This is a genomic window from Sideroxydans sp. CL21, from assembly GCF_902459525.1.
Taxonomy (GTDB): domain Bacteria; phylum Pseudomonadota; class Gammaproteobacteria; order Burkholderiales; family Gallionellaceae; genus Sideroxyarcus.
In genome coordinates this window covers 766,791-790,014 of the sequence record NZ_LR699166.1, presented here as the reverse complement: position 1 = coordinate 790,014, position 23,224 = coordinate 766,791, and the positions used below count along the sequence as shown (strand labels likewise).

18 protein-coding genes and 1 pseudogene are annotated in these 23,224 nt (G+C 59.4%); 3 read left to right on the top strand and 16 right to left on the bottom strand.

All coding sequences use genetic code 11. The annotated features are described in order from the left end of the window. Positions 1-2 precede the first annotated feature (2 nt). The 13 genes from QOY30_RS03785 to QOY30_RS03725 all read right to left on the bottom strand — a co-directional run bounded on the left by QOY30_RS03785 (position 3) and on the right by QOY30_RS03725 (position 17,200). Positions 3-884: a 2-hydroxy-3-oxopropionate reductase gene (locus QOY30_RS03785; RefSeq protein WP_283746020.1), complete on the bottom strand. Its 882-nt coding sequence runs from the start codon at positions 882-884 to the stop codon at positions 3-5. Positions 885-921: 37 nt separating this feature from the next. Then, positions 922-1,875: an AEC family transporter gene (locus QOY30_RS03780; RefSeq protein WP_283743304.1), complete on the bottom strand. Its 954-nt coding sequence runs from the start codon at positions 1,873-1,875 to the stop codon at positions 922-924. 23 nt (positions 1,876-1,898) lie between these two features. Beyond that, entirely contained in the window at positions 1,899-3,401 is a 1,503-nt protein-coding gene (locus tag QOY30_RS03775) for a CoA-acylating methylmalonate-semialdehyde dehydrogenase (protein WP_283743303.1), read from the bottom strand. A gap of 202 nt (positions 3,402-3,603) precedes the next feature. Beyond that, positions 3,604-4,326, bottom strand: coding sequence for an ABC transporter ATP-binding protein (locus QOY30_RS03770; RefSeq protein ID WP_283743302.1), 723 nt, complete (start codon positions 4,324-4,326; stop codon positions 3,604-3,606). A 10-nt stretch (positions 4,327-4,336) separates the two neighbouring features. Continuing rightward, entirely contained in the window at positions 4,337-6,280 is a 1,944-nt protein-coding gene (locus QOY30_RS03765) for a branched-chain amino acid ABC transporter ATP-binding protein/permease (protein ID WP_283743301.1), read from the bottom strand. Between the two features lies 1 nt (position 6,281). Next, positions 6,282-7,154: a branched-chain amino acid ABC transporter permease gene (locus QOY30_RS03760; RefSeq protein WP_283743300.1), complete on the bottom strand. Its 873-nt coding sequence runs from the start codon at positions 7,152-7,154 to the stop codon at positions 6,282-6,284. 85 nt (positions 7,155-7,239) lie between these two features. Further along, entirely contained in the window at positions 7,240-8,457 is a 1,218-nt protein-coding gene (locus QOY30_RS03755; protein WP_283743299.1) for an ABC transporter substrate-binding protein, read from the bottom strand. Positions 8,458-8,645: 188 nt separating this feature from the next. After that, positions 8,646-10,184 (bottom strand): acyl--CoA ligase, encoded by a 1,539-nt coding sequence (locus tag QOY30_RS03750; RefSeq protein ID WP_283743298.1) that lies wholly within the window; start codon positions 10,182-10,184, stop codon positions 8,646-8,648. 40 nt (positions 10,185-10,224) lie between these two features. Then, a complete protein-coding gene (locus QOY30_RS03745) occupies positions 10,225-11,238 on the bottom strand; it encodes a 2-dehydropantoate 2-reductase (RefSeq protein ID WP_283743297.1) in 1,014 nt (337 codons plus the stop codon). A gap of 34 nt (positions 11,239-11,272) precedes the next feature. After that, on the bottom strand, positions 11,273-12,055 hold the full coding sequence (locus QOY30_RS03740; RefSeq protein ID WP_283743296.1) for a fumarylacetoacetate hydrolase family protein: 783 nt from the start codon (positions 12,053-12,055) through the stop codon (positions 11,273-11,275). Positions 12,056-12,076: 21 nt separating this feature from the next. Further along, entirely contained in the window at positions 12,077-13,537 is a 1,461-nt protein-coding gene (locus QOY30_RS03735; RefSeq protein WP_283743295.1) for an MFS transporter, read from the bottom strand. A 36-nt stretch (positions 13,538-13,573) separates the two neighbouring features. Beyond that, a complete protein-coding gene (locus QOY30_RS03730; RefSeq protein ID WP_283743294.1) occupies positions 13,574-14,941 on the bottom strand; it encodes a four-carbon acid sugar kinase family protein in 1,368 nt (455 codons plus the stop codon). Between the two features lie 51 nt (positions 14,942-14,992). After that, positions 14,993-17,200, bottom strand: coding sequence for a phosphoketolase family protein (locus tag QOY30_RS03725; RefSeq protein WP_283743293.1), 2,208 nt, complete (start codon positions 17,198-17,200; stop codon positions 14,993-14,995). A gap of 167 nt (positions 17,201-17,367) precedes the next feature. Here QOY30_RS03725 and QOY30_RS18075 point away from each other — a divergent pair. The 3 genes and pseudogenes from QOY30_RS18075 to QOY30_RS03710 all read left to right on the top strand — a co-directional run. Further along, a pseudogene (locus QOY30_RS18075) lies at positions 17,368-17,763 on the top strand (IclR family transcriptional regulator); the annotation flags it as partial. Between the two features lie 37 nt (positions 17,764-17,800). Next, the gene (locus QOY30_RS03715) at positions 17,801-18,127 is read left to right on the top strand and encodes an IclR family transcriptional regulator domain-containing protein (RefSeq protein WP_349496674.1); all 327 of its coding nucleotides are present in this window, start codon (positions 17,801-17,803) and stop codon (positions 18,125-18,127) included. Between the two features lie 51 nt (positions 18,128-18,178). Further along, positions 18,179-19,360 carry a pyridoxal-phosphate-dependent aminotransferase family protein gene (locus QOY30_RS03710; protein ID WP_283743292.1) on the top strand — a complete coding sequence of 394 codons (1,182 nt, stop codon included), beginning with the start codon at positions 18,179-18,181 and terminating at the stop codon, positions 19,358-19,360. A 36-nt stretch (positions 19,361-19,396) separates the two neighbouring features. Here QOY30_RS03710 and QOY30_RS03705 read toward each other — a convergent pair whose 3' ends face one another. From QOY30_RS03705 to thrC, 3 genes are all read right to left on the bottom strand, one after another. Continuing rightward, a complete protein-coding gene (locus QOY30_RS03705; protein ID WP_283743291.1) occupies positions 19,397-20,671 on the bottom strand; it encodes a glycerate kinase type-2 family protein in 1,275 nt (424 codons plus the stop codon). A 123-nt stretch (positions 20,672-20,794) separates the two neighbouring features. Continuing rightward, on the bottom strand, positions 20,795-21,700 hold the full coding sequence (locus tag QOY30_RS03700) for an AEC family transporter (RefSeq protein WP_283743290.1): 906 nt from the start codon (positions 21,698-21,700) through the stop codon (positions 20,795-20,797). Between the two features lie 24 nt (positions 21,701-21,724). Then, a complete protein-coding gene (thrC, locus tag QOY30_RS03695; protein WP_283743289.1) occupies positions 21,725-23,158 on the bottom strand; it encodes a threonine synthase in 1,434 nt (477 codons plus the stop codon). Between the last annotated feature and the right edge of the window lie 66 nt (positions 23,159-23,224).

Sequence of the window (23,224 nt, the reverse complement as noted above, 5' to 3'; positions counted from 1 at the left end):
TCTTATTTACCGCCCATGCCGGACATGCGTTCGATGACCTTCACCACGGCTGCCGAATCCAGGTTGGCGTCGCCGGTGCCCATCAGTGCGTTGAGGTGCTGGGTAACCAGCGCGGCGGCGGGCAACGCCACGCCCAGCTGGTGCGCCGTTTCCATGACGATGCGCATGTCCTTCTGGTGCAGGCCGACCTTGAAGCCGGGTTTGAAATCGTTGTCCAGCATGCGTTTGCCGTGCACTTCCATGATCTTGCTGCCGGCGAATCCGCCCATCAGCGCCTCGCGCACCTTGGCCGGGTCGGCGCCGTTCTTGCGCGCGAAGGTCAGCGCTTCCGCCACCGCCTCTATGGTCACCGCCACCACGATCTGGTTGCACGCTTTCGCCACTTGTCCCGCGCCGTTGTCGCCGATGTGCACGATGTTCTTGCCCATGCATTCGAACAGCGGTTTGATGCGTTCGAATATCAGGGGCTTGCCGCCCACCATGATGGACAGGGTGCCGTTGATCGCGCCGGTCTCGCCGCCGGAAACCGGCGCGTCCAGCATCTCGACGCGCTGCCTCGCGAGCCGTTCGGCGATGGATTTGGTGGCCGTGGGCGAGATGGTGCTCATGTCGACAATCACGGTGCCGGGGCGCGCCTGCATGGCGATGCCCTGCTCGCCGAAGATCACACTTTCGACATCCGGCGTGTCTGCCACGATGGTGAAAATCACGTCGGAATGCTTTGCCACTTCTGCCGGCGAGGCGCAGGCGGTCGCACCCGCCGCAACCAGCGTCTGCGCGGCGGCGGGGCGGCGCGCATAGACCCACAACTTGTGCCCGCCCTTCATGAGATTGAGTGCCATGGGGCCGCCCATGATGCCGGGGCCGATGAATCCGATATTGATTGTCATAAACTCCTCCAGAGTGATTTTTATTTAGTCTTCAGTGCATCAACCAGGCCGTCACCGGCAAGGCAAACCAGTACAACACCGTGGTCCAGCCTATCATCAGCGCCGCCGCCTCGGTATCCAGATGGAAGCGGTCGGAAAGAATCAGCGCCGACATCATGGTCGGCATGCCTGCTTCGATCACAGCCGCTTGCTGGGGTTCTGTCGTGTGCACGTACAGCAGCGAGGCGGCAACGGCCACCATCAGCGGCATCAGCCCGATCTTCACCGCGGCCACGCCCAGAATCGCCATGCGCGGCTTCAGGTTGCGCCACGGGATGGACAGTCCCAGCACGAACATCGTCACCGGGATGGTCGCCTGTCCGATCAGGCGCGCGGCGTGGATGAGTGGCTCGAACACGAAACCGCTCATCTGCATCAGGGCACCGGCGATGAACGCCCAGATCGGCGGGATCCCCATCATCAATCGCCAGATCGGCGGGTGCAGCCTGGCGGATTCGGGCGGCCCCAGCTTGGTGCATATCCATACTCCCAAGCTCCACATAATGGGCATGGTCATCAGCATGTCGTTGAAGGCAGCATAACGCGAAGCCTCCCCGCCATAGAAATAGACCAGTACCGGCACGCCGACGAAAAACGTGTTGCCGAACATGCCGCTCACTGTCAACGCGGCGCGGGTCCCGTTGTTCATTCCGTTCCCCAGCGGCGAACGATAGAGCAGGATATAGAGCACGGCGCCCGACAGCAGTGTGCCGATGCCGACCAGCAAGGGCACCGACAACAATTCCGGTGTGATCGGCGTGGTGGCGGCGATGGAGAACAGGATGGCCGGGTAGAACAGGTTCAGCACCAGCCGGTTGAGCTGTATCCGCAGCGTCTTGCCGGAGATCTCCCTGAAATAGACCGGCCAGATCGCCCCGGCCCCGACCAGGATGGAGATCGGCATCATCACTTCGATCGCCAGCTTGGACAAATGGTTCAGGTTCATGGCGCCCTCAATCCAGCCGCGGCTCAGCCCAGTGTCGGCATCGTCAGCGTGGATGCGCTGCGCTCCGCCACTTCCGGCCAGCGCGTCGTGATCGCCTTGGTGCGGGTATAGAAATACACGCCTTCCATGCCGTGCATGTGCAGGTCGCCGAACAGCGATGCCTTCCATCCGCCGAAGGAGAAGAATGCCATCGGCACGGGGATCGGCACATTGATGCCAACCATGCCGACTTCGATCTCGTTCTGGAAGCGGCGCGCCGCACCGCCGGAGGTGGTGAAGATGGCAGTGCCGTTGGCATAGGGGTTGCTGTTGATCATGCGGATCGCCTCATCGAGGCTGGCGACGCGCAGCACGATCAGCACCGGACCGAATATCTCGTCCCGGTAGATATCCATCGTGGTGCTGACGTTGTCGAACAGGGTCGGGCCGACGAAGAAACCGCGCTCGTACCCTTCCACCCTGATGCCGCGCCCGTCCGTCACCAGCTTCGCGCCCTGCTTCACGCCGCTGTCGATATAACCCACGATCTTGTCGCGATGCGCGGCCGAGATCACCGGCCCCATGTCGACGCCTTTTCGGTTGCCGGGACCAACCACCAGCTTCTCGGCCCGTTCCTTGAGTTTGGCCACCAGCGTATCGGCCACATCGCCTACCGCGACCACCGTGGAGATCGCCATGCAACGCTCGCCGGCCGAGCCGTATGCCGCGCCCATGATGGCATCGGCCGTGAAATCCAGTGCCGCATCGGGCAGCACCACAGCGTGGTTCTTCGCGCCGCCCAGGGCCTGCACGCGCTTGCCGTTGTGCGCCGCGGTCTCGTAGATGTATTTTGCGATGGGGGTCGAGCCGACGAATGACACGGCACGCACATCGGGATGGACGAGCAAGGCATCCACCGCCTCCTTGTCGCCGGGAACGACATTGAACACGCCGTCGGGCAAACCGGCTTCCTTGAACAGCTCGGCCATGCGCAGGCTGCAGGAGGGCACTTTCTCGGAAGGCTTGAGGATGAAAGTGTTGCCGCAGGCGATGGCGATGGGGAACATCCACATCGGTACCATCGCGGGGAAGTTGAACGGCGTGATGCCGGTGCACACGCCGATCGGCTGCAGCATGGAATGGCAGTCGACGCCGCGCCCGACGTTCTCGGCATGCTCGCCCTTGAGCAGGTGCGGTGCACCAACGGCGAATTCCACCACTTCGATGCCGCGCTGTACGGAACCTGCCGCATCTTCCAGTGTCTTGCCGTGCTCTTCACTCGCCAGTTGCGCAAGTTCGGCACGGTGCGTTTCGAGCAACTCGCGGAATTTGTTCAGAATGCGGGCGCGGCGCAGCGGCGGTGTATCGCGCCAGCCCGGGAAGGCCGCCTTGGCGGCGGCTACCGCGCTGTCGACATCCGCACGATTGGCCAATGGCACCTGGCGGATCACTTCGCCGCTCGCCGGGTTGGTCACGTCCGCGAAACGGCTGCTTGCGCTCTGCGCGCGCTGGCCGTTGATCCACAACGATAAGGTCGGCTTGGTCATTTGGTTCTCCTGAAATATTGAATGTTTTCCTTGCGGCAACTGCAGTGCACGCTGCGCATACGGGGGTGAATCCTGTTGGTGTTCATGGTGGCTTGAGTATTTGTTGCTTTAAATGGAAATCAAAAATTCATCGCCGGAACCAAAGTGCATTTCCACGGCAGCTACACCCGCCATCCGAAAAAATCCGGATGGCTATCGAGAATCAATGCGATGTGCCCAGATACGCCGCCTTCACCGCCGGATCGTTCTGCAGCTGCTGCGCCGGACCGTGACAGGAGATACGCCCGTTTTCCAGCACGTAGCCGTAGTCGGCAACCTCCAGCGCGGCGGCGGCAAATTGCTCGACCAGCAGCATGGTGATGCCCCGCCCCTTCAGTTCACCGATGATGCGAAACACTTCCTTCACCAGCAGCGGTGCCAGACCCATCGAGGGTTCATCCAGCAGCAGCACATCGGGATTGAGCATCAGCGCACGCCCCATTGCCAGCATCTGCTGCTCGCCGCCGGAAAGCGTGCCCGCCTGCTGGGTCGCGCGTTCCTTGAGACGCGGAAACAACTCGAACACCCGCTCCAGGTCGCCCTGCACATCGCCGCGTTCACGGCCAAAGGTCAGGCGGGGAAAGGCGCCCAGCAAAAGGTTGTCGGTCACCGGCAGCGTGGCGAACACACGCCTTCCCTCCGGCGAATGGGCCAGTCCGGCGCGGGCGATCCTGTTCGAAGTCAGGCCTGTGATGGCTTTGCCGTTGAGGCTGATGCTCCCGCCCGTCGGCTTGATCATGCCGGATACCGCGCGCATGGTTGTAGTCTTGCCCGCACCGTTGGAACCGATGAGGGTCACGACTTTGCCTTTCGGCACATCAAGCGAGATATCGTGCAGCACTTCCACTTTGCCATAGGCGGCATGTAAATTCCGGATCTGTAACATCGTTAACTCCTCACGCTGCCTTGGCGCTGCCGCCAAGATAGGCTTCAATGACTTTTTCATCGGATTGAATATTTGCCGGCGTACCCTCGGCGATCTTCTGGCCGAAATCGAGCACCGTCACGGTATCGCAAATGCTCATGACCACATCCATGTGATGCTCGATGAGTATCACGGTAATGCCATGGCCGCGTATTTTGTTGATCATCGCGATCAACTCCTTGATGTCCGGCGCAGTCAGGCCGGCAGCCGGCTCGTCCAGCAGCAGCAGGCTCGGATTCAGCGCCAGTGCGCGGGCGATCTCCAGCAGACGCTGTTTTCCGTACGGCAGGTTGCGCGCTTCCTCGTTGGCGAGATCGGCCAGGCCGACGAACTGCAACAGACTGGCGGCACGCACTTCCGCCGCGTTCTTTTCCCTGCGGCAGCGCGGGGTCTGGAACACGACATCGATCAGGCTGTGTTTGTAAGTGTGATGCAGGCCGACCAGCACGTTCTCGATGGCGGTCATTTCGCCGAACAACTGCACGTTCTGGAAAGTACGCGCGATGCCTTCGCCGGCGATCGACGAGGGCGTCGCGCCGGTGATGATCTTGCCGTTGAATTCGATCTCGCCCGACGTTGGGTTGTAGATGCCGGTCAGCACGTTCATGGTCGTGCTCTTGCCCGAGCCGTTGGGCCCGATGAGGCCGTGCACGGAACCTTTGGCGATCTGCAGATTGACATCATTCAGCGCTTTCAGTCCGCCGAATTGCATCACCAGCTTGTGCGCTTCCAGCAGGAATCCGTTGGCCGTGACCGGATGATCCGGTACTGACCAGACATGCTGCTTGTCGCCCTGCTCCAGGATCGCCACATGCCGGTGTACCCATTGCGGCCTGAATCTCACGACGAGGCTGCGCACGAAACCCATGATGCCGTTGGGCAGGTAATACACCACGAACAGGATCATCACGCCGAATATCGTCAGGCGCTGGTCCGTGATGTTGTCCATCACATAGCCCGATATCGCGAGGGCGACGGTAACAAGCACCGGGATCGCCACCTGCCTCAGCGTGCGCATTCTGACTGCCAAGGCGTAAGCCGAGTACACGACCGCAATCACTGCAATGCCGACGGATATCTTGCGGAACAGGTCAATGTCGGACAGCACATTCGGCAGCATCACGATAATGATAGCCCCCAGGATCGGGCCGCTGCGGGTTTTGCGCCCCCCCATGATGACCGCCAGCAGGAACAATATCGTCAACTCGAAGTTATAGGTATTGGGCGAGATATATTCCTCGGAATACGTGAACAGGCTGCCCGCCAGTCCCGCCAGGCCCGCACTCAATACAAAAGCGTACACCTTGTAGGCGTACACGCTGACACCCATGCAGTCCGATGCGATAGGGCTGTCATGCAAGGCCTCGAAAGCGCGTCCAAGATGCGATTTGAGCACGCGCTGCACGACGATCAGGGCCAGCACCAGGGCAACCAGCACGATGTAGTAATAGTCGGTGCCGGTAATCTGATGACCGAACCAGATCGGTTTGCGCACAGACAAGCCGAGCGGTCCGTTGGTGAGGAAGGTCATCTCGTTGATCAATATCTGGATGATGGTGCCGAATGCCAGGGTCACCATCGCCAGATAGGGACCGTTAACGCGCAGCGCCGGCAAGGCGAGTATCGCACCGAACAGGCCGGTGACGGCAATGCTTGCCGGTACCGCCAGCAGGAACGGCACAGCCAGCTGGAAATGCAGCACACCGGCGGTATAGGAACCGATACCGAACAAGGCGGCATGACCGAGCGAAACTTCGCCCACATAGCCGACCACGATATCGAGTCCCAGCAGCAGGATCGCGTAGATACCGATCACCACCATCAGATGAATATAATAGGGATTGGGCCAGAGCGTGGGCAGCAATGCCGCAACCGCAATGGCGAGAACAATGGAAATATTTTTGACCGCGCTCATGCTATACCTTTTTGATGACAGACTTGCCGAACATGCCGGACGGCTTGATTGCCAACACCAGCAACAGCAGCAACAACCCGGGCACATCCTTGTATCCGGTCGAGATGTAGTAGCCGGTGGTGGTCTCCGCGATGCCCAGGATCAGGCCGCCGACGATCACACCCATGCCGCTGTTCAGTCCGCCGATGATGGCGACCGAAAAGGCCTTGAGGCCGAGTACCACACCCATCGTTGAACCGGTGAGCGTCAGGGGGGCAACCAGCACACCGGCAAAGGCGGCCGTCATCGAGCTCAGCGCGTAGGAAAAAGTGATCACCATGCCGGTATTGATACCCATCAACCCCGCCGCATCGCGATCATTGGAGGTCGCCACGACAGCTTTGCCGTAGATGGATTTGCGGTTGAACAGCTCCACGGCCAGCATGATCGCCAGCGCACCCACCACCACCAGTATCTCCATCGGCAGCACGCGAATACCCATGAATTGCAGCGGCGCTGTCGGCAGCGGCGAGGGGAAAGTCAGGTCGTCATGACCCCAGACGTTTTCGGCGACGTTCTTGAATATGATCGCCAGCGAGATCGTGGTCATGATCCATCCGAATTCGGATTTCGTCTTGATTGCGGGCTGCACACCCACACGTTCAACAAATATGCCCTGCAGTGCCCCGAACACCAGCACCAGCGGAATCATCAGCCAGTAGCTCATGTGACCGACCAATGTGAGTCCGACCAGTGCGCCCAGCATCAGCGCTTCACCCTGGCCGAAATTCAATGTACCCGATGTTGCGAAAGTCAGCTGATAACCAAACGCGATCAAAGCGTAAATCATCCCGAGCGCGATGCCGCTGACTATAAGTTGCGCGAGGATTTCCATAATGTATTACTCCTTCTGTTTGCAATTTGGGCCGGGGACTGCCCGGCCCAAATTCCGACTACCACGACATTGCAGTCCGGGCCAATCAATACTTGGCTTTACCCATATCTTTTTCACGCACCGCATTGGCCTTGTCGGCAGCATTGGCGTAAACCACATGGCCGTCCTGAACCTTGCCCATCACCACCATGTTCATGGTGATCGCTTCGTGATCGTCATGTGTAAACGGATGCTCATACGTAGTCACGACGCCTTCGACCTTGTCCTGCAAATTTTCCAGCGCCTGGCGAATCTTCACGCCATCGGTATTTCCAGCCTGCTTGATGGCTGCTGCCAGGAGATACATGGAATCGTAACCCTGGGCTGCGGAAACGGGCGAAGGGATACGACCATTGGCCGGGTTGTAGGCTTTCAGGTACGCGTCAATGAAGGCTTTGCGCTTCGGCGTATTCGGTTCCTGGATAAAAGTTTGCGGCATGTGTGCACCTTCGCCGTTTTTGCCCGCGTTGTCGATAAAGTTACCCATGGACAGCGTCCAGCTTCCGATCATCGGAACTTTCCAGCCCAGCTTTTCCATGCCGTTCGCGATCTGCGCCAGCTCCGGGCCGATCGCATAGGTCAGGATGGCTTGTGCGCCCGCTTCCTTGGCCTTGAGCAACTGTGCGGTCATGTCCACATCCTTGATGTTGAATTTTTCCACCGCGACCGGGGTGATGTTCTTGGCCGCCAGTGCCTTCTCCAGGTCGGCTCGCCCGAGCTGGCCGTAGTTGGTGGAATCGGCAAGGATCGCCACTTTGGTATATTTGTTCACATCAATGGCTTGCCTGACGATCATCGCCGACTGGATGGAGTCGTTGGCAGCATTGCGGAATATGTAGTTGTCCGCAAATTCCGGCGGCAGGAATTGCTTGGTCACCAGCGAGCCGGTTGCGACATTGTTGATCACCGGAATCCTGGCTTCCTGATAGAAACGCTGCGACGCCAGCGAAACGCCGGTATTGATGTAACCCACCGTGGCAACCACACCTTCCTTGTTGATCAGTTCCTGCGCCACTTGCACGCCGCGTCCGTTGTCAGCCTGGTCGTCGCGCTCTACCAGCTCGATCTTGCGTCCCAGAACACCGCCCTTGGCATTGATCTCGGCAGTCGCCAGCCTTACGCCATCTCGCATGGAAGCGCCCATCGGGCTGGAGCCTCCGGTATAGGGGCCGGATACACCGATCTTGATCGTGTCCGCGGCAAATGCGGAACATGAGGCCGCAAAAGCGATTGCGGCAACTATGATTTTCAATTTGATGTTCATATTTCTCTCCCGGTAATAGTCAATCAAAAAAAACGCTCAGTAACAAAAACACCTGCACACGACTAAACAACTTATAAATGACTGCAGACAATCTACGCGAAATATCCACCACTATGCGAAATTATCCCTTTCGAACCTGACAGAGGGCTGACACAAGGCAAAAAATCAGGCTGATTGTTAAATATAAACTATGCGTTCAAACCCAATTTTGCGGCAAGTCCGATACGCTGCAATTTACCCGTGGCCCCCTTGGGGATTTCCGCCATGAACAGGATTTTTCTGGGTACTTTGAAAGCCGCCAGCTTGGTCGCCGCGAATTCGCGCAATTCATGTTCGTCCAGACTGCAACCTTCCCGCAACACCACTGCCGCAGCCACGTCCTCGCCCAATTTTTCATGCGGCATGGCGAACGTAACAACCTGCATGACAGCAGGGTGATGCATCAGGACTTCATCGACCTCCAGCGGGGATATTTTTTCTCCTCCCCTGTTGATGATTTCCTTCAAACGGCCGGTTAATGTCAAATACCCATCGTCCGTAAGGGATCCCTGATCGCCTGTGCGGAACCACCCGTTAACAAAGGCTTCCGCATTGGCCTTGGGATTATTCTCGTAACCCAGCGTCACATTTTCCCCGCGTATCACGACCTCCCCGATCACGCCGGATTTGAGCAAGTTGCCGTCGTTGTCCATGATGGCGATCTCGGGACCGGCAGCGATGCCCACCGAGCCCGGAATGCGCTTGGCCGGCGGCAAAGGATTGCTTGCCATCTGGTGGGCGGCTTCCGTCATTCCATACGATTCGATCAACGGGGCATTGAAGGTTTTTTCCAGTTCGGCGATGACCTGCGTCGGCATGGACGAAGAGGAAGAACGGATAAATCGCAGCGGATTGCCTGCTATGACATCCAGATTGCCAGCGGCGCGGGACAGAATGGTCTGGTGCATGGTCGGCACGGCGGTGTACCAGGTTGGCTTGCACTCTTTCATCCAGCCATAGAATTTCAATGCATTGAAACCCGGCGTGCAAAATATCTGGCTGCCGACAGCCATCGGAGCGAGTACGCCCGCGATCAATCCGTGAATATGGAACAGCGGCATCACATGCAACTCGCGGTCATCCGGCCGGAGATCGAGCGTCGCGCTGATGTTGCGCGCAGAAGCGCATACGTTCTTGTGGGTGAGGGGAACGATCTTGGGCCGGGAAGTCGTGCCGGAGGTATGCAGGATCAGTGCGATATCGTCGGTTTGTGCAAGCCCGGTTTTTGCACCGGGCGCACCAAGAGTACCTGCACCTGCAATGGTGAAACTGCCCGCACCGTTTTCGGGAGTCGGCGTCAGTTCCAGGATCGCGATGCCCAGCTTTGCCGCGATGGCCCGGGCCGGTGTATCGCTTCCCTCGGCAACCACCAGCGCCTTGGCTTTCAAATCGCCGAGATAAAATTCGAACTCGTCCGCCCGGTAAGCCATGTTGAGGGGTGCCGCCGTGCAACCGCTCGCCACCGCGACAAATGCCGTTGCCATTTCCGGGCAATTGGGCATCACGATCCCGACCCGGTCTCCCCTGCCCACACCCAGCCGATTGAGTGTCTTCACGGTATTGTCCACGAGCATGTTCAAAGCCTGATAGGTCAGGGGCTTCGCCGAGGGCGCCGTGATCGCGATGGCGGAAGGAGTTTCCTTTGCGTGGATCGCGATCATTTCCGAGAGAGTGGTGAGTTTTTTCATGGCTGGCGAAGTGATTGTCCGGGTTGAAAAGGTCGTGTGTTCAGGAGATGCGCAAAGTGCCTTTGTGCTGCTGCAATTTATTCGCCAGCAGCGACACAAGCGCGTAAACGGCATTGATGTTTGGTGTCGGGGTTTCGGTGATCCGCCCCAGTTCCATGACCGAGCCGATCAAAGCCTCGAATTCGAGCGGGCGGCCGAGTTCCACATCCTGCAGCATGGAGGTCTTGTGCTGGCCCACCGCCTGCGCGCCATTGATGCGTTTTTCCAGGCTCACCTTGAACTGGACGCCCAGTTTCTCGCCGATGATCTGCGCCTCCCGCATCATGTTGGCGGCCAGTTCACGGGTGGCGGGGAACACACAGATATCTTCCAGGGTGGCATGCGTCAACGCACTGATCGGGTTGAAGCTCAGGTTGCCCCATAACTTCAGCCATATCTCGGAACGGATATCGCTCGAGATCGGCGATTTGAATCCTGCCCCCTTGAAGGCTTCGCTGATCGCGCGAATGCTCGGCGTGTCACTCCCGTCGAGCTCTCCCAGAGAGAATCGATTTCCTTCGATCACCTTGATCACGCCCGGGCTGATGACTTCGCTCGCCGGATAGACAACGCTGCCGATCACGCGATCGACGTCGATGTATTTTGCAATGTTGCCATCCGGATCGACTGTCTGGACATTGATACCCTGATAACGCTTCCCCATCTCGCCGGGCAGCTTGTGGAAGTACCACCAGGGAATGCCGTTCTGCATCGTGATGATCCGGGTCCCGGCATGCATCAGCGCCGGGAGTTCCGCCGCAACGGCGGCGACCTGGTGCGCCTTGAGCGTCAGGATCACCACATCCTGAACGCCCGCTTCAGCCAGGGCGGAAGTGGCCTTGATCTGCTTGACGAGCAGTTCATTGCCGTCTTCTTCAATCAGCTTCAGGCCGTTTTGCTGCACTGCAGTCAGATTCGCTCCGCGCAGAATCAAAGTCACATCGTGTCCCGCCTGCGCAAACCTGGCTCCCAACATGCCGCCGATGGCTCCTGCTCCTACGATACAAATCTTCATGGCTATCTCTAATCGAGTTTAATTAATCAAAACATCAAACCGGGACTGCCGCCCCGAACTGGTTGCGCAATGTACCAATCCCTTCAATACTGACCTCGATCACCGTCCCTGGCTTCATTGGCATCACGCCCAGCGAGGTACCGCAGGCGATCACATCGCCCGGCTCCAGGGTCATGTCCCGGCTGAGGGCTTGCACGATCTTTTCCGGAGAAAAGATCATGTCGCTGCACGGATAGTTCTGGCGCTCCCGTCCATTGACCATGGTCCTGACACTCAAAGCACTCCAGTCGAGTCCGGTCGCGATAACCGGGCCGATGACACCGAAGCCGTCGAAACTCTTGGCCCGGGTCCATTGCGCGAACGCGGCATCCCTGTTGATCAGGTCCAGCGCGGTGATATCGTTGATACAGGTAAAACCGAAGATGGCCTGCCTTGCCTCTTCCTCATTCAGGCCTTTGCTCTTGCGGCCTATCACGATACCCAATTCCCCTTCATAAACCACCCGGCCATCGTAACTCGCCGGTGACTGCACCACATGTTCGTGCGCGCAGTAACTGTTGGGCGCCTTTATCAGGTAAAGCGGCTCGGCAGGGATAGCGAGATTCTGCTTGGCCGCCTGCGCATGGTAGTTGTTCCACAATGCGATCAGTTTGCCAGGTCGGCAGGGCAGATCGACGCGGACATCGGCCAGTGCGAGTTCGGTGCTTGTCCTGCGCGGGTCGGCAAACATGTCGCCCTCGTAAACAACGACACGGTCACCCTCGACCTGGCCGAAACCGGACTTTCCATGATGGGCAAACGCTATCCACTGTGTCATAAATTTTCCCGGAAAATTTGCTTACATCTGGTTCTTGTGGGCCGCGTCATTGAATCCTGCAATGACTTTGCGTCGCCACGGTTTGAGCACCCCGATCGCAAGCAGGGCAGCCAGGATGTTTGCAGCGGCAGCAAGGATGAACACCATGTCCCAGCTTCCGGTGCTTTTCTGGATAGTGCTGGCATAGGGAACCAGCAAGGCGGCGGTGCCCTTTGCGGTATACAGGATGCCCGCGTTGCACGATGCGTTCTTTGCCCCGAAAGTGTCCGTGCAGGTCGCCGGAAAAAGACTGTATATCTCGCCCCAGGCAAAGAATACGAGACCGCTGAGGATCACGAACCATACCGGATCCGAGCCGAGTTTATAGAGCATGAAGATGCCGATGCCTTCCAGAAAGAAGGCGATGAACATGGTGTTCTCCCGTCCGATGTGATCGGACACCCAGCCGAAAAACGGTCGCGTCAGTCCGTTCAGGGTGCGATCGAGCGTGGCAGCAAAAGTCAGCGCGGGCAGCGTCAACCAGGCAAGGGTAACAGGCACCGTTCCCACTTTCAGATCCAGCGATATCGGCGCCAGATTGGCTGTAACGATGAGGCCGCCCGCCCCGACGATCACGAACATGAAATACATCAGCGTAAAAATGGGCTGCCCCTGGCTCCAGACGATGCTTCCGCCGACAGTAAAAATGTACGCGGCCAGCGCCAATGGAATATAGAAATTGAGGCCCATGGACCACATGGCAAGCCCTCCGGCCAGCGCCACCACGGCGGCGATGATCCACGACCGGTTGGCGCCGATGATCTCCCTGCCGGAGATTTCCCTGAGACTGTGGAACGCAGCATGCTTGACGACGGCAGCACCCAGCTGACCTGCCCTTGGGGCCACCATTGCGAAAGCGAACAGGCAAATCACAACGCCCTGGCCCAATCCGAAGTATAGAAAGGTATTCTGAAATCCTTCGCTTTTGATCATTGCCTGAATGGGAATCACAGTCAAAGCAGAACCGGCGCCGAATCCGGCGGCAGTCAATCCTGCAGCGATCCCCCTGCGGCTCGGAAACCACTTTAGGGCATTGCCTATGCAGGTTCCGTAAACCGCACCGGCGCCGATCCCCGCGATGATTTGCGCGAAATAAAACTGGCCAAGCGTGGTCGCGTAGGAGTTCATGCTCCAGCCGAATGCGCAGGCAAGCCCCCCGATGAACACGACGATCTGCGGGCCGAAGCGATCCACGAACCATCCCTCGATCGGCACCAGCCAGGTCTCAAACAGCACAAACAGCGTGAAGGCGATCTGGATGGCACCCCGATCCCAGCCAAATTGCTTCTGGATGTCGGGCACAAAGAACGTCCAGCCATATTGCAGGTTGGCGATCATCACCATGCAGACGATGCCGATGACGAGTTGCGGCCATGCGGAAGCAAACAGCGAGTGCTTTTGTTGCGACATCGTTCTTTCTCCCACCGCAGCGACTTCGTCCATATTTTCTCCCCCGATATTGACCGTCGACTTGATTGCCTAGGCCTTTATTGTTCGAAAATCTGATTCCGATATCGAATGCTGATTCGCATGTCCGGTCAGCCTGGCATAGGCCGTAGCGACTGCCTGGTCATCGCCGACGTTGCCCGGGAAAATGACCACGGGCAGGTTCGGGTAACGCGGATGATCGGCCGGGCAACACACCACCGAACATCCCGGCAGGATCTGCCCGACTACACGCGATGTCCTCAACGCCAGCCCCGAGCTCAATACGTCATTGGAAGTGATGCCGCCTTTGCTGATCAGGAAACCGAGGGTCGTTGGCAGATTCCGCACCACATCCATCAGGAAGGCCGAAACCATCTCGCCAAATGCCAGACGTGTGGACTGGTCGGGAAATGCCTTTTCCAGGCGGCTAGTAAAAACCACCGGTGTATTGCCTGCCGCATGGCTCTGCGCGCATGACTGCACGACCTCCGCCAGCAGCGCATCGCGGCTGGCGGGTAATTGCTCCACGTTCACTTCGATAGGCGTGACGCCGGGCATCTTGAGCAATTGTTCGAGTTGCGCAGTGGTCTTCTTGACGTGCGAACCGACGATGACTGCACCCGGTTTGCCGCCACGCACATAGCGCGCCATGTCCTGCGCGGCCACGGGCTGTACCGGCAGGCCCGCCAGCGCAGTCAGCAGACTGGCCGCACTGCGGAACAGGAAACGCTTGCCCTGGCCGGCGGCCAAACGCAACTGTCCGGCAAAATGATTCAGGTCGTTCTGCGTTTCGGCATCCACAACACAGCAGGCATTTCCATGCAGTGTCATCAGGCGCGGCAGGCTGTCGCCGCGCACGTCCGCCAGCAGGAAACGCTCGACCTGTTCCGGCTTGATGCGACCACCGGTCTTTTCCCCGATGTAATCGGGCAGGTAACTGTGGCGATAACCGAACACCGAATCGCGCGCGAATTCTGTTTCATGCACCGGCACGGGCTGGCCCTGCACCATCAGGTAATGCACGCTGTCGCGGGTGAAACGACCGCCCTCGAAGAACGCGGGCACCAGGAAATGCGCATCGAACGGACCCAGTTCTTCCGCGATCACATCGGTTTCCACCGGGTAGTGGCCGCGCAGCGTCGAATCCGAACGGCTGACCAGGATGGGATTGATGTCGCGCCCGTTTTTCTTGAGCTCGGCCAGCACCTGCTTCAGGTTGCGGCACACCTCGCGCGTGATGTCAGCCGCGGGCTTGGCGGCCATGCCTCGGGTGTTGGTCAGCACGAAGAACAGCGGAGACTCATCCAGGATGGCCTCGCGCAAAGTCGCCGCATCCCAGCGCGTCAAGAGCAGACAACTGTGTACTGTCTGCGACCCCGTGGGGTCGTCATCCAGGACGATGATCTTTGTTTCTGACATGTATCGTTACCCAAAAAAGCCAGGCTCAAGAGCCTGGCATCATCGTTATATTCAACCCGCCATGGACTTGACGCGCTTGGTCATTGCCTCGGCGGTCAATCCGTTGAACTCCATGATCTCACCCGGGCTTGCGGTCGTTTCACCACGCTTCCAGGCGAACGTGTCGCGCTTGTTGGCCCGGGTACGCAGCAGAATCGGCTCCAGCACCGCGCTCGGTCCGCCGCTCACGGCCAGCAGCACATCGCCGTCAAACAAGGCATTGAAATGGGCATCATCCATGAACTTGTTGTCCGGCTCCGCCACGGTATCCCACGCGATGTCGGTCGGGCGATACAGGCGGCGCGGATTCACGACGGCCACGATGCGCACCTTGTAACCCTCGGCTTCGAGCCTGTCCCTGGCCTCGAACACCGGCAGGAAAACCATGTCGCCGGTCACCCCGAACACCACGGTCGCCTTGCCCGCATTCTTGCTTTCGTAAATGATCGACGCACCCGCTTCCATCGCTTGCCGTGCCTCGTCCACACTCATGTAGACCGGCAGCGGGCTCTTGGACGCAATGATCACCATGCACTTGTTGAAACTGTTGGTGGCGTACTCGTATGCCACCTGGATCGCGTTCGCATCGCACGGGAACAGCGGGTAGGTGTTGCCGTTGCGCATCTGGGCGGCAAAGTAGTTTTCGATCTCGGGACGCTGGTGCGTCCAGCCGTTGCGTCCCTGCTCCAGCGCACCCGCGGTGAACATGGTCACGATGGAAGGCGTCGGGCGGCGCAGTTCGGCCATCGCCTGCGTCACCGTCTGCACGATGGGCCAGCCGTTGATCGCGAAGCTTTCGTACGACAGCCAGAGTGCACGCGAACCGAACAGCGTCAGGGCCGAGGCCAGACCGGCACAGGCATCTTCGTTCAGCGGCTCATACACCTGGCCTTCCGGCTCCTGGTTGTACAGCGGATCAATGGTAGGATGGCGGATCTTCAGGGCATCGTTGATGTTCTTCATTGCCGACGCTTCATTGCCGTCGGCATTGGTCACGACGAAACGCTTGTCCTGGGTGCCCACATAGGCCACCAGCGCACCCATCGCGGTTGCCGGCACCGCCTTCTCGCCCTTGGGGAATTCATGGATCGGCATCTTGCCCAGCGGCGCCATCTCCAGCACATGTTCGGTCACGGCCGTTTTGGCTGCAGGGCCGCCGCCGGCACGCACAAAGTTCTCGCGCACGATGGACCACGCCTCGGGGGGCAAGGCGCGACGCTTTAATCCGTCTATCATGTGCGGCTTGTCCAGACTGTCGGCCGGATACAGGTTATGCGACTTGGCGCCCACCGTATGCACGCCCGTACCCTTCATCTGCTTGATGATGAACGCGGTCAGCGTGCCGCCCAGCGCGGATTTGGCCGCCCTGTCCACGCCCGCGAGCACGGCGCCGGCAAAGGCCAGGCGCTGTTTGTGCGAGAAATAGGAACTGTCCGCATAGGCGCTGGTCTGGTTGGTGTCGTCGAACTCCTTGGCATCGACCAGCACCACTTCCTTGAAACCGTGCCCCTTCCAGTAGGCGATCATCTGCTCGTTGGTAAAGCGCGACACCATGGAATGGTGCTCCTGGCTGTAACCGTTCCAGATCAGCGTCGGCAGGAAGTTGGTCACCTTGGGATAGGCGGTGTTGAAGTGCAGCATGGAGTTGAGCACGTAGGGTTCGCCCATGCCGCCGTCGCCAATGGTGACCGGGAACAGCTTGCCGGGATGCAACAGCGCACCGGCCATCGCGAAGTGCTGCCCCTGCCCCAGCGGACCGGCGGGCGCCAGCAGCCCGGGAATGGCGCCCGACAAGTGGCCGAGCAGGCCGTGCTTCTCGCGGAAACGTGCCATCATGTCGGTCACCGTCTCGATACCCATTTCTTCCAGCGAAGTGTCGAGGAACATCGCGCTGTAGAATCCGGGGGCATGGTGCCCCACCTCGGTCACGATATTGGTGTGGCCCAGCATCACCAGCGAGGCATACGCCTCGGCGCTGCTGGCAAATCCGCCCGGATGGCCGGAACCCTTGGAACCGCAGGTTTGCAGGGTCAGATAGCGCAAGGCATCGGCCATCAACAGTGTCTGGTACGCGGCATCTGCTGCATGCGGGTCACTGATCGCCGACTTGCCTTCCTTGATGACTGCAGACCCGGCGTGTTGCGAAAAACCCTCCCAAACCGGTCCGAAATGTTGAATACCCTTGCAAAATTCTGGCGTAGCGGATGCGCTCGTTGTCATTACTATGTTCCTTAAAGTTAATTCCGAGAAATGGGTGCTGCATTAACGGGTGACGATTAATAATCTCCGCCACACATGATTTGATGACTGGTAGTTAAATTATTTGATCGCAGAATACTTGCTGTACTATAATTTCGCAATACACAATCGATTTCACAATACGAAATATGAAAGAATCTTCCAATTCCATACAGGTCATCGAACGACTGGCGCAATTGCTGGACGTCATCGCTGCACATGACGAGCCGGTGAGTCTCAAGGTGCTCTCGGCAGAAACCGGGCTGCACCCTTCCACCGCCTTCCGCATCCTCTCTTCGCTGGCCGAACAGGGCTTTGTAGAACGCAGCACGAGGGGAAACTACCAGCTGGGCATCAAATTGATGCAGCTGGGCAGCCGCGTCAGAACCGGCGTCGACATCAGGAAGATCGCGCTGCCATTGATGGAAAAACTGCGCGACCAACTGGACGAGACTGTCAACCTAACCGTGCGCGAGGAGGATGAAGTGGTGTACATCGAGCGCTCGCTGGCCAAGCGCATGATACGGGTGGAGCAGGTGATCGGCAGTCGCGCCCCCCCTGCATGTGACTGCGGTGGGCAAGATGATGCTGGGCGACCAGGGCGAGGCAGCCTGCCGCAGTTATGCCAAGCGCAGCAAGTTGCCCGCCTATACAGTCAATACCCATACCAAAGTCACCGAGCTCTTGCAGGACTGCGTCGCCGCCGTGAATCGCGGCTACGCTCTGGACAATGAAGAAGCCGAGCTTGGCGTGGGCTGCATCGGTACCCTGGTGCGCGATGCCAGCGGCAACGTTGTAGCAGGCATCTCCGTATCTGCCCCTATAGAACGCCGCAAGGATGAATGGATTGCACATGTCGTGGAAACCGCCGGGCGGCTTTCGACGCTGCTCGGTTATCATCCGGTATAACGAAATCACACCCGTCTGCCCTTAACCCTGACAACATAAAGGATCGGTCGCATGAAAATAAAATCATTTCATCCTCCTCAACGCGTTCTGATGGGGCCCGGACCTTCCGATGTCAGCGCGCGCGTGCTAGCTGCGATGGCTCGCCCCACCATCGGCCATCTCGACCCAAGGTTCGTGGACCTGATGGATGAAATGAAATCCCTGCTGAAATACGCGTTCCAGACCGAAAACGAACTGACCATGCCGGTTTCCGCGCCCGGTTCCGCGGGCATGGAGACCTGCTTCGTGAATCTGGTCGAGCCGGGCGACAAAGTCGTCGTGTGCCAGAACGGTGTGTTCGGCGGGCGCATGAAAGAGAATGTCGAACGCTGCGGCGGCATCGCGGTGATGGTGCAGGACGACTGGGGACGCGCGGTCGATCCGCAAAAGCTGGAGGATGCGCTGAAAGCCAACCCGGACACCAAAGTGGTCGCGTTCGTGCACGCGGAGACTTCCACCGGCGCGCTGTCCGATGCGAAGACGTTGGTCGAGGTCGCGCACCGGCACGGCTGCCTGGTCATCGTCGACGCGATCACTTCGCTGGGCGGCTCACCGGTCAAAGTCGACGAATGGAACATCGACGCCATCTATTCGGGCACGCAGAAATGCCTGTCTTGCACCCCCGGCCTCTCGCCCGTCAGCTTCAGTCCCGAAGCACAGGAAAGAATCAAGAACCGCAAGAGCAAGATCCAGAGCTGGTTCATGGACCTCAACCTGGTAATGGGTTACTGGGGCGGCGCGACCAAGCGCGCCTACCACCACACCGCGCCGATCAATGCGCTATATGGCCTGCATGAAGCACTGGTGATGCTGCAGGAAGAAGAACTGGAAAACGCCTGGGAACGTCATCACCGTAACCATCTCGCGCTGCGCGCCGGGCTGGAAGCGATGGGACTGGAATTCGTCGTCCCGGAAAACGAACGCCTGCCGCAACTGAATGCGATCTCCGTGCCGCAAGGCGTGGACGAAGCCGAGGTGCGTGCGCTACTGTTGTCGGACTATCAACTGGAGATCGGCGCCGGCCTCGGGGCGATGGCCGGAAAGGTGTGGCGCATCGGCCTGATGGGACACGCCAGCAACCCGCGCAACGTGCGGCTCTGCCTCAGCGCACTGGACGATGTGCTCGGCCGCATGAAGGCGCCGATCCAGAGCGGCGTCGCACTGGATGCCGCGAACCGGTACCTGGCTGCCTGATTCGACCGGCGCGCACCAAGGCCCTCCCGCCGACATTTACTTCGTGATAAGGATGGCGCGAAAGTCGTTCACATTGGTCAGCGTGGGCCCCGTGATGAGCGAATCGCCCAGCGCCCTGAAGAAGCTGTGCCCGTCATTGCGGGCAAGACTGTCTGCCGGACGGATGCCCTGATCCCAGGCACGCGCGAGCGTGTCGGGCATGAGATAGGCACCCGCGATCTCCTCGCTTCCATCGACGCCGTCGGTATCACCTGCAATAGCATAGATCCCCGGTTCGCCCTGCAGAGCGATGCCGAGAGACAGCAGGAATTCGACATTCCTCCCGCCACGGCCGTCGCCGCGCACGGTCACCGTGGTCTCGCCGCCGGACAGCAGCACGCAAGGCGGTTGGAACGGCTGCGCGCGCCGGCTTACCTGCAGCGCAATCCCCGCCATGACCTTGCCCACGTCGCGCGCTTCGCCTTCGATCGAATCGCCCAGGATATGGCACGCGATACCGTGATTGCCAGCGACCTTTGCGGCCGCCTCCAGTGCCATCTGCGGCGTGGCGATCAGGTGCGTCTTTATCTGCGGCAAGCGCGGATCCCCCGGTTTGACAGACTCTCCCGCGCCGCTTTCCAGCAGGTCGATCACTCGCTGAGGGACATCGATCGCGTAGCGGCGCAGGATGGCAAGCGCCTCGCTGCAGGTGCTCCTGTCCGCGACGGTCGGCCCCGAGGCGATGTCGGCGGGGTTATCGCCGGGCACATCCGAGATGATCAGGTTCACTACCTTGGCCGGGTGGCAGGCGGCGGCCAAACGGCCGCCCTTGATCGCCGACAGGTGGCGGCGCACGCAATTCATCTCCGAGATCGTGGCGCCGCTCTTGAGCAGGTTGCGATTGATCGCCTGCTTGTCTTCCAGCGACAAACCGGCTGCAGGCAGCGGCAACAGGGACGAGCCGCCGCCGGAGATCAGGCATAGCACCAGGTCGTCCGCCGTGAGACCCGAAACAAGTTCGAGCATGCGTCTGCTGGCCGTTTCTCCCGCTTGGTCCGGCACCGGATGCGCTGCTTCGACGATCTCGATGTGCTTGCACGGCACCGCGTAACCGTAGCGGGTAACGACCAGCCCTTCGAGACGCGACGGCCAGCAGTCTTCCACCGCGCGCGCCATCGCCGCCGAGGCCTTGCCGGCGCCGATCACGATCAAACGCCCCTTCGGTGGCTGCGGCATGTAGCGGGGAATGCAAATGCCGGGCTGGGCCGCGGCAACCGCAGCGGCGAACATCTGTTGCAGCAACTCGCGCGGATTAATTTGTTCGTTATTCATTCTCGATCAACTCAAAGTACAGCAACGAAGAACCCGAAAAGCTAAGACTTGCGCTGTGCCGTCATTATCAACTCGTATCGGAAACTCTGCCGCACCAGAAATCGCGTCCGGAAGCTATCCGCCTTACACACCCTGCATCAGCCACCACCAGCCGGTCAGCGTGACAAATGAAAGCATCAGCCCCACGGTCACCATCAGTGTCGCCAGCGGCGGATCAAGGTCATGCTCGGTCGCCAGGATCGCGGCAGTGATCATCGGCGGCATGCCCGCCTGGAACAAGGTGATCTGTATAGCCTGACCATGCGCGCCCAGCAGCGGCACATACAGCAGGAACAAGACCAGCGGTACCAGCACCAGCTTGAAGCCCAGGCCGATGGCCAGGTTCCTGCCATTGCCGGCGAGGTGGCCCAGCCGCAATTGGAAGCCGACCGCGAGCAAGGCCAGCGGCGCCATCGTATCGCTCAGGCGCTTGAGCACGATCGTGAGCCATTCCGGATATTCGAAGGGGATCAGCACCAGCGCGACCAGCAATGCGATGAATGACGGGAAGCGGAAAACGCGCCTCGCCATTTCAGCGACACCGGGACGCCCGGACGAATAGATGCCGGCAAAGGTGATGCCCAGGGTAGACAGTGCCAGAAACGAGCCGAGCTGGTCGACGATGATGCCGCTGGCAAGTCCCCCGTGGCCGTAATAAGCCTCGATCATCGGCAGTCCGAAATAGGCGGTATTCCCCAAGCCTCCGGTCAGTGTCAGTGCGCCTACGGTGGATCGCGGCAGATCCAGCCAGCGCCCGACCAGCCAGAAGAAACCGGCCGACATCGCGAAGACCAGCCATCCCATCGCCGCCATCAGGCCAACGTCGCCGCCGATCTTCAGCCCGTGCACGGACAGCAGCGTCAGCGCAGGGAGAGAGACATGCAGAATGAAGGAGTTGAGCACGGCCGGCGTATTGACCGGCATGCGCTTGAAGCGGTGCAGCAACATGCCTGCGACGAAGCAGAGAATGAGGAGGATGAGGTTATTCATGCGGCTGCTTTGCGCAACGCGAGATCACTGCGGGATATTCGATGAAATGTACGCCTTCAATTTCGTCACATCCGCATCCATCACTTCGCAGCGCTGCGGCAGCTTCTCGATCCCTTCCATTGCCACGGGGCGTTCCGGCTGGCGCCCCAACGCTTCCTGGATGGTCTCGGCGAACTTAGCCGGGAGCGCGGTCTCCAGACAGATCAGCGGCAAGCTGGGGCGGCGCTGCTCAAGGCCTACCTTCAGGCCATCGGCGGTGTGCGTGTCTATCATCACGCCGTATTCCTGCCACACTTCGCGTATGGTCTTGAGACGGTCCTGGTGCGTGCTCTTGCCGGAAGCGAAATCGAATTTCGGCAATGCATTCCAGTAATCAGTGCCCTTGATGTCGAACGCACCGCCCGCATCGACCTTGCTCCAGAACTCGCGCACTTTCGCTCCGTCGCGGCCGACCAGGTCGAACACGAAGCGCTCGAAGTTGGATGCCTTGCTGATGTCCATCGACGGACTGCTGGTCTCGTAGGTGTGGTCGGTACCACGGGGGCGGTACACGCCGGTGCGGAAGAACTCGTCGAGCACGTCGTTCTCGTTGGTGGCGAGGATCAGCTGGCCGATGGGCAGACCCATCATGCGGGCGATGTGCCCTGCGCAGATGTTGCCGAAGTTTCCGCTTGGAACCGAGAACGCCACTTGCTCGTCATTCGATTTGGTCGCCGCGAAGTAGCCCTTGAAGTAGTAAACCACCTGCGCAGAGACGCGCGCCCAGTTGATCGAATTGACCGTGCCTATCTTGTATTTCGCCTTGAACGCGTGATCGTTGGACACCGCCTTTACCATATCCTGCGCATCGTCGAACATGCCGTTGATGGCGATGTTGTGGATATTCGGGTCCTGCAACGAATACATCTGCGCACGCTGGAACGCACTCATCTTGCCGTTCGGCGACAGCATGAACACGCGGATGCCGCGCTTGCCGCGCATCGCGTATTCTGCGGCGGAGCCGGTGTCGCCGGAAGTTGCGCCGAGGATGTTCAGTTCCTCGTGCTTCTTCGCCAGCGCGTACTCGAACAGGTTGCCGAGCAACTGCATCGCCATGTCCTTGAACGCCAGCGTCGGGCCATTGGAGAGCTCGAGGATATGCACGCCATCGGCCAGCATGCGCAAGGGCGTGATGTCGGCGGCATTGCTGTCGGTGCGGCCGTTGCTGTAGACAGTCGCTGTGTATGTCTTGTTGATAATCGCCTTGAGGTCTGCCGCCGGGATGTCGGTGGCGAACTTGGACAGCACGGCAAATGCGAGGTCGGCATACGACAGTTTGCGCCAGGCATCCAGTTCAGAGCGCGTCACCTGAGGGTATTGTTCGGGCAGGTACAGCCCGCCATCCGGCGCGAGGCCCCCCAGCAGGATTTCGGTGAATGTTTTGGCAGGCGCATTGCCTCGTGTCGAAATATATTTCATCGTATTACTTTCTATCCGTTCCACAGAACGTTAAATAGTCTCTACCAAAACCGTAGCGAGCAGTTG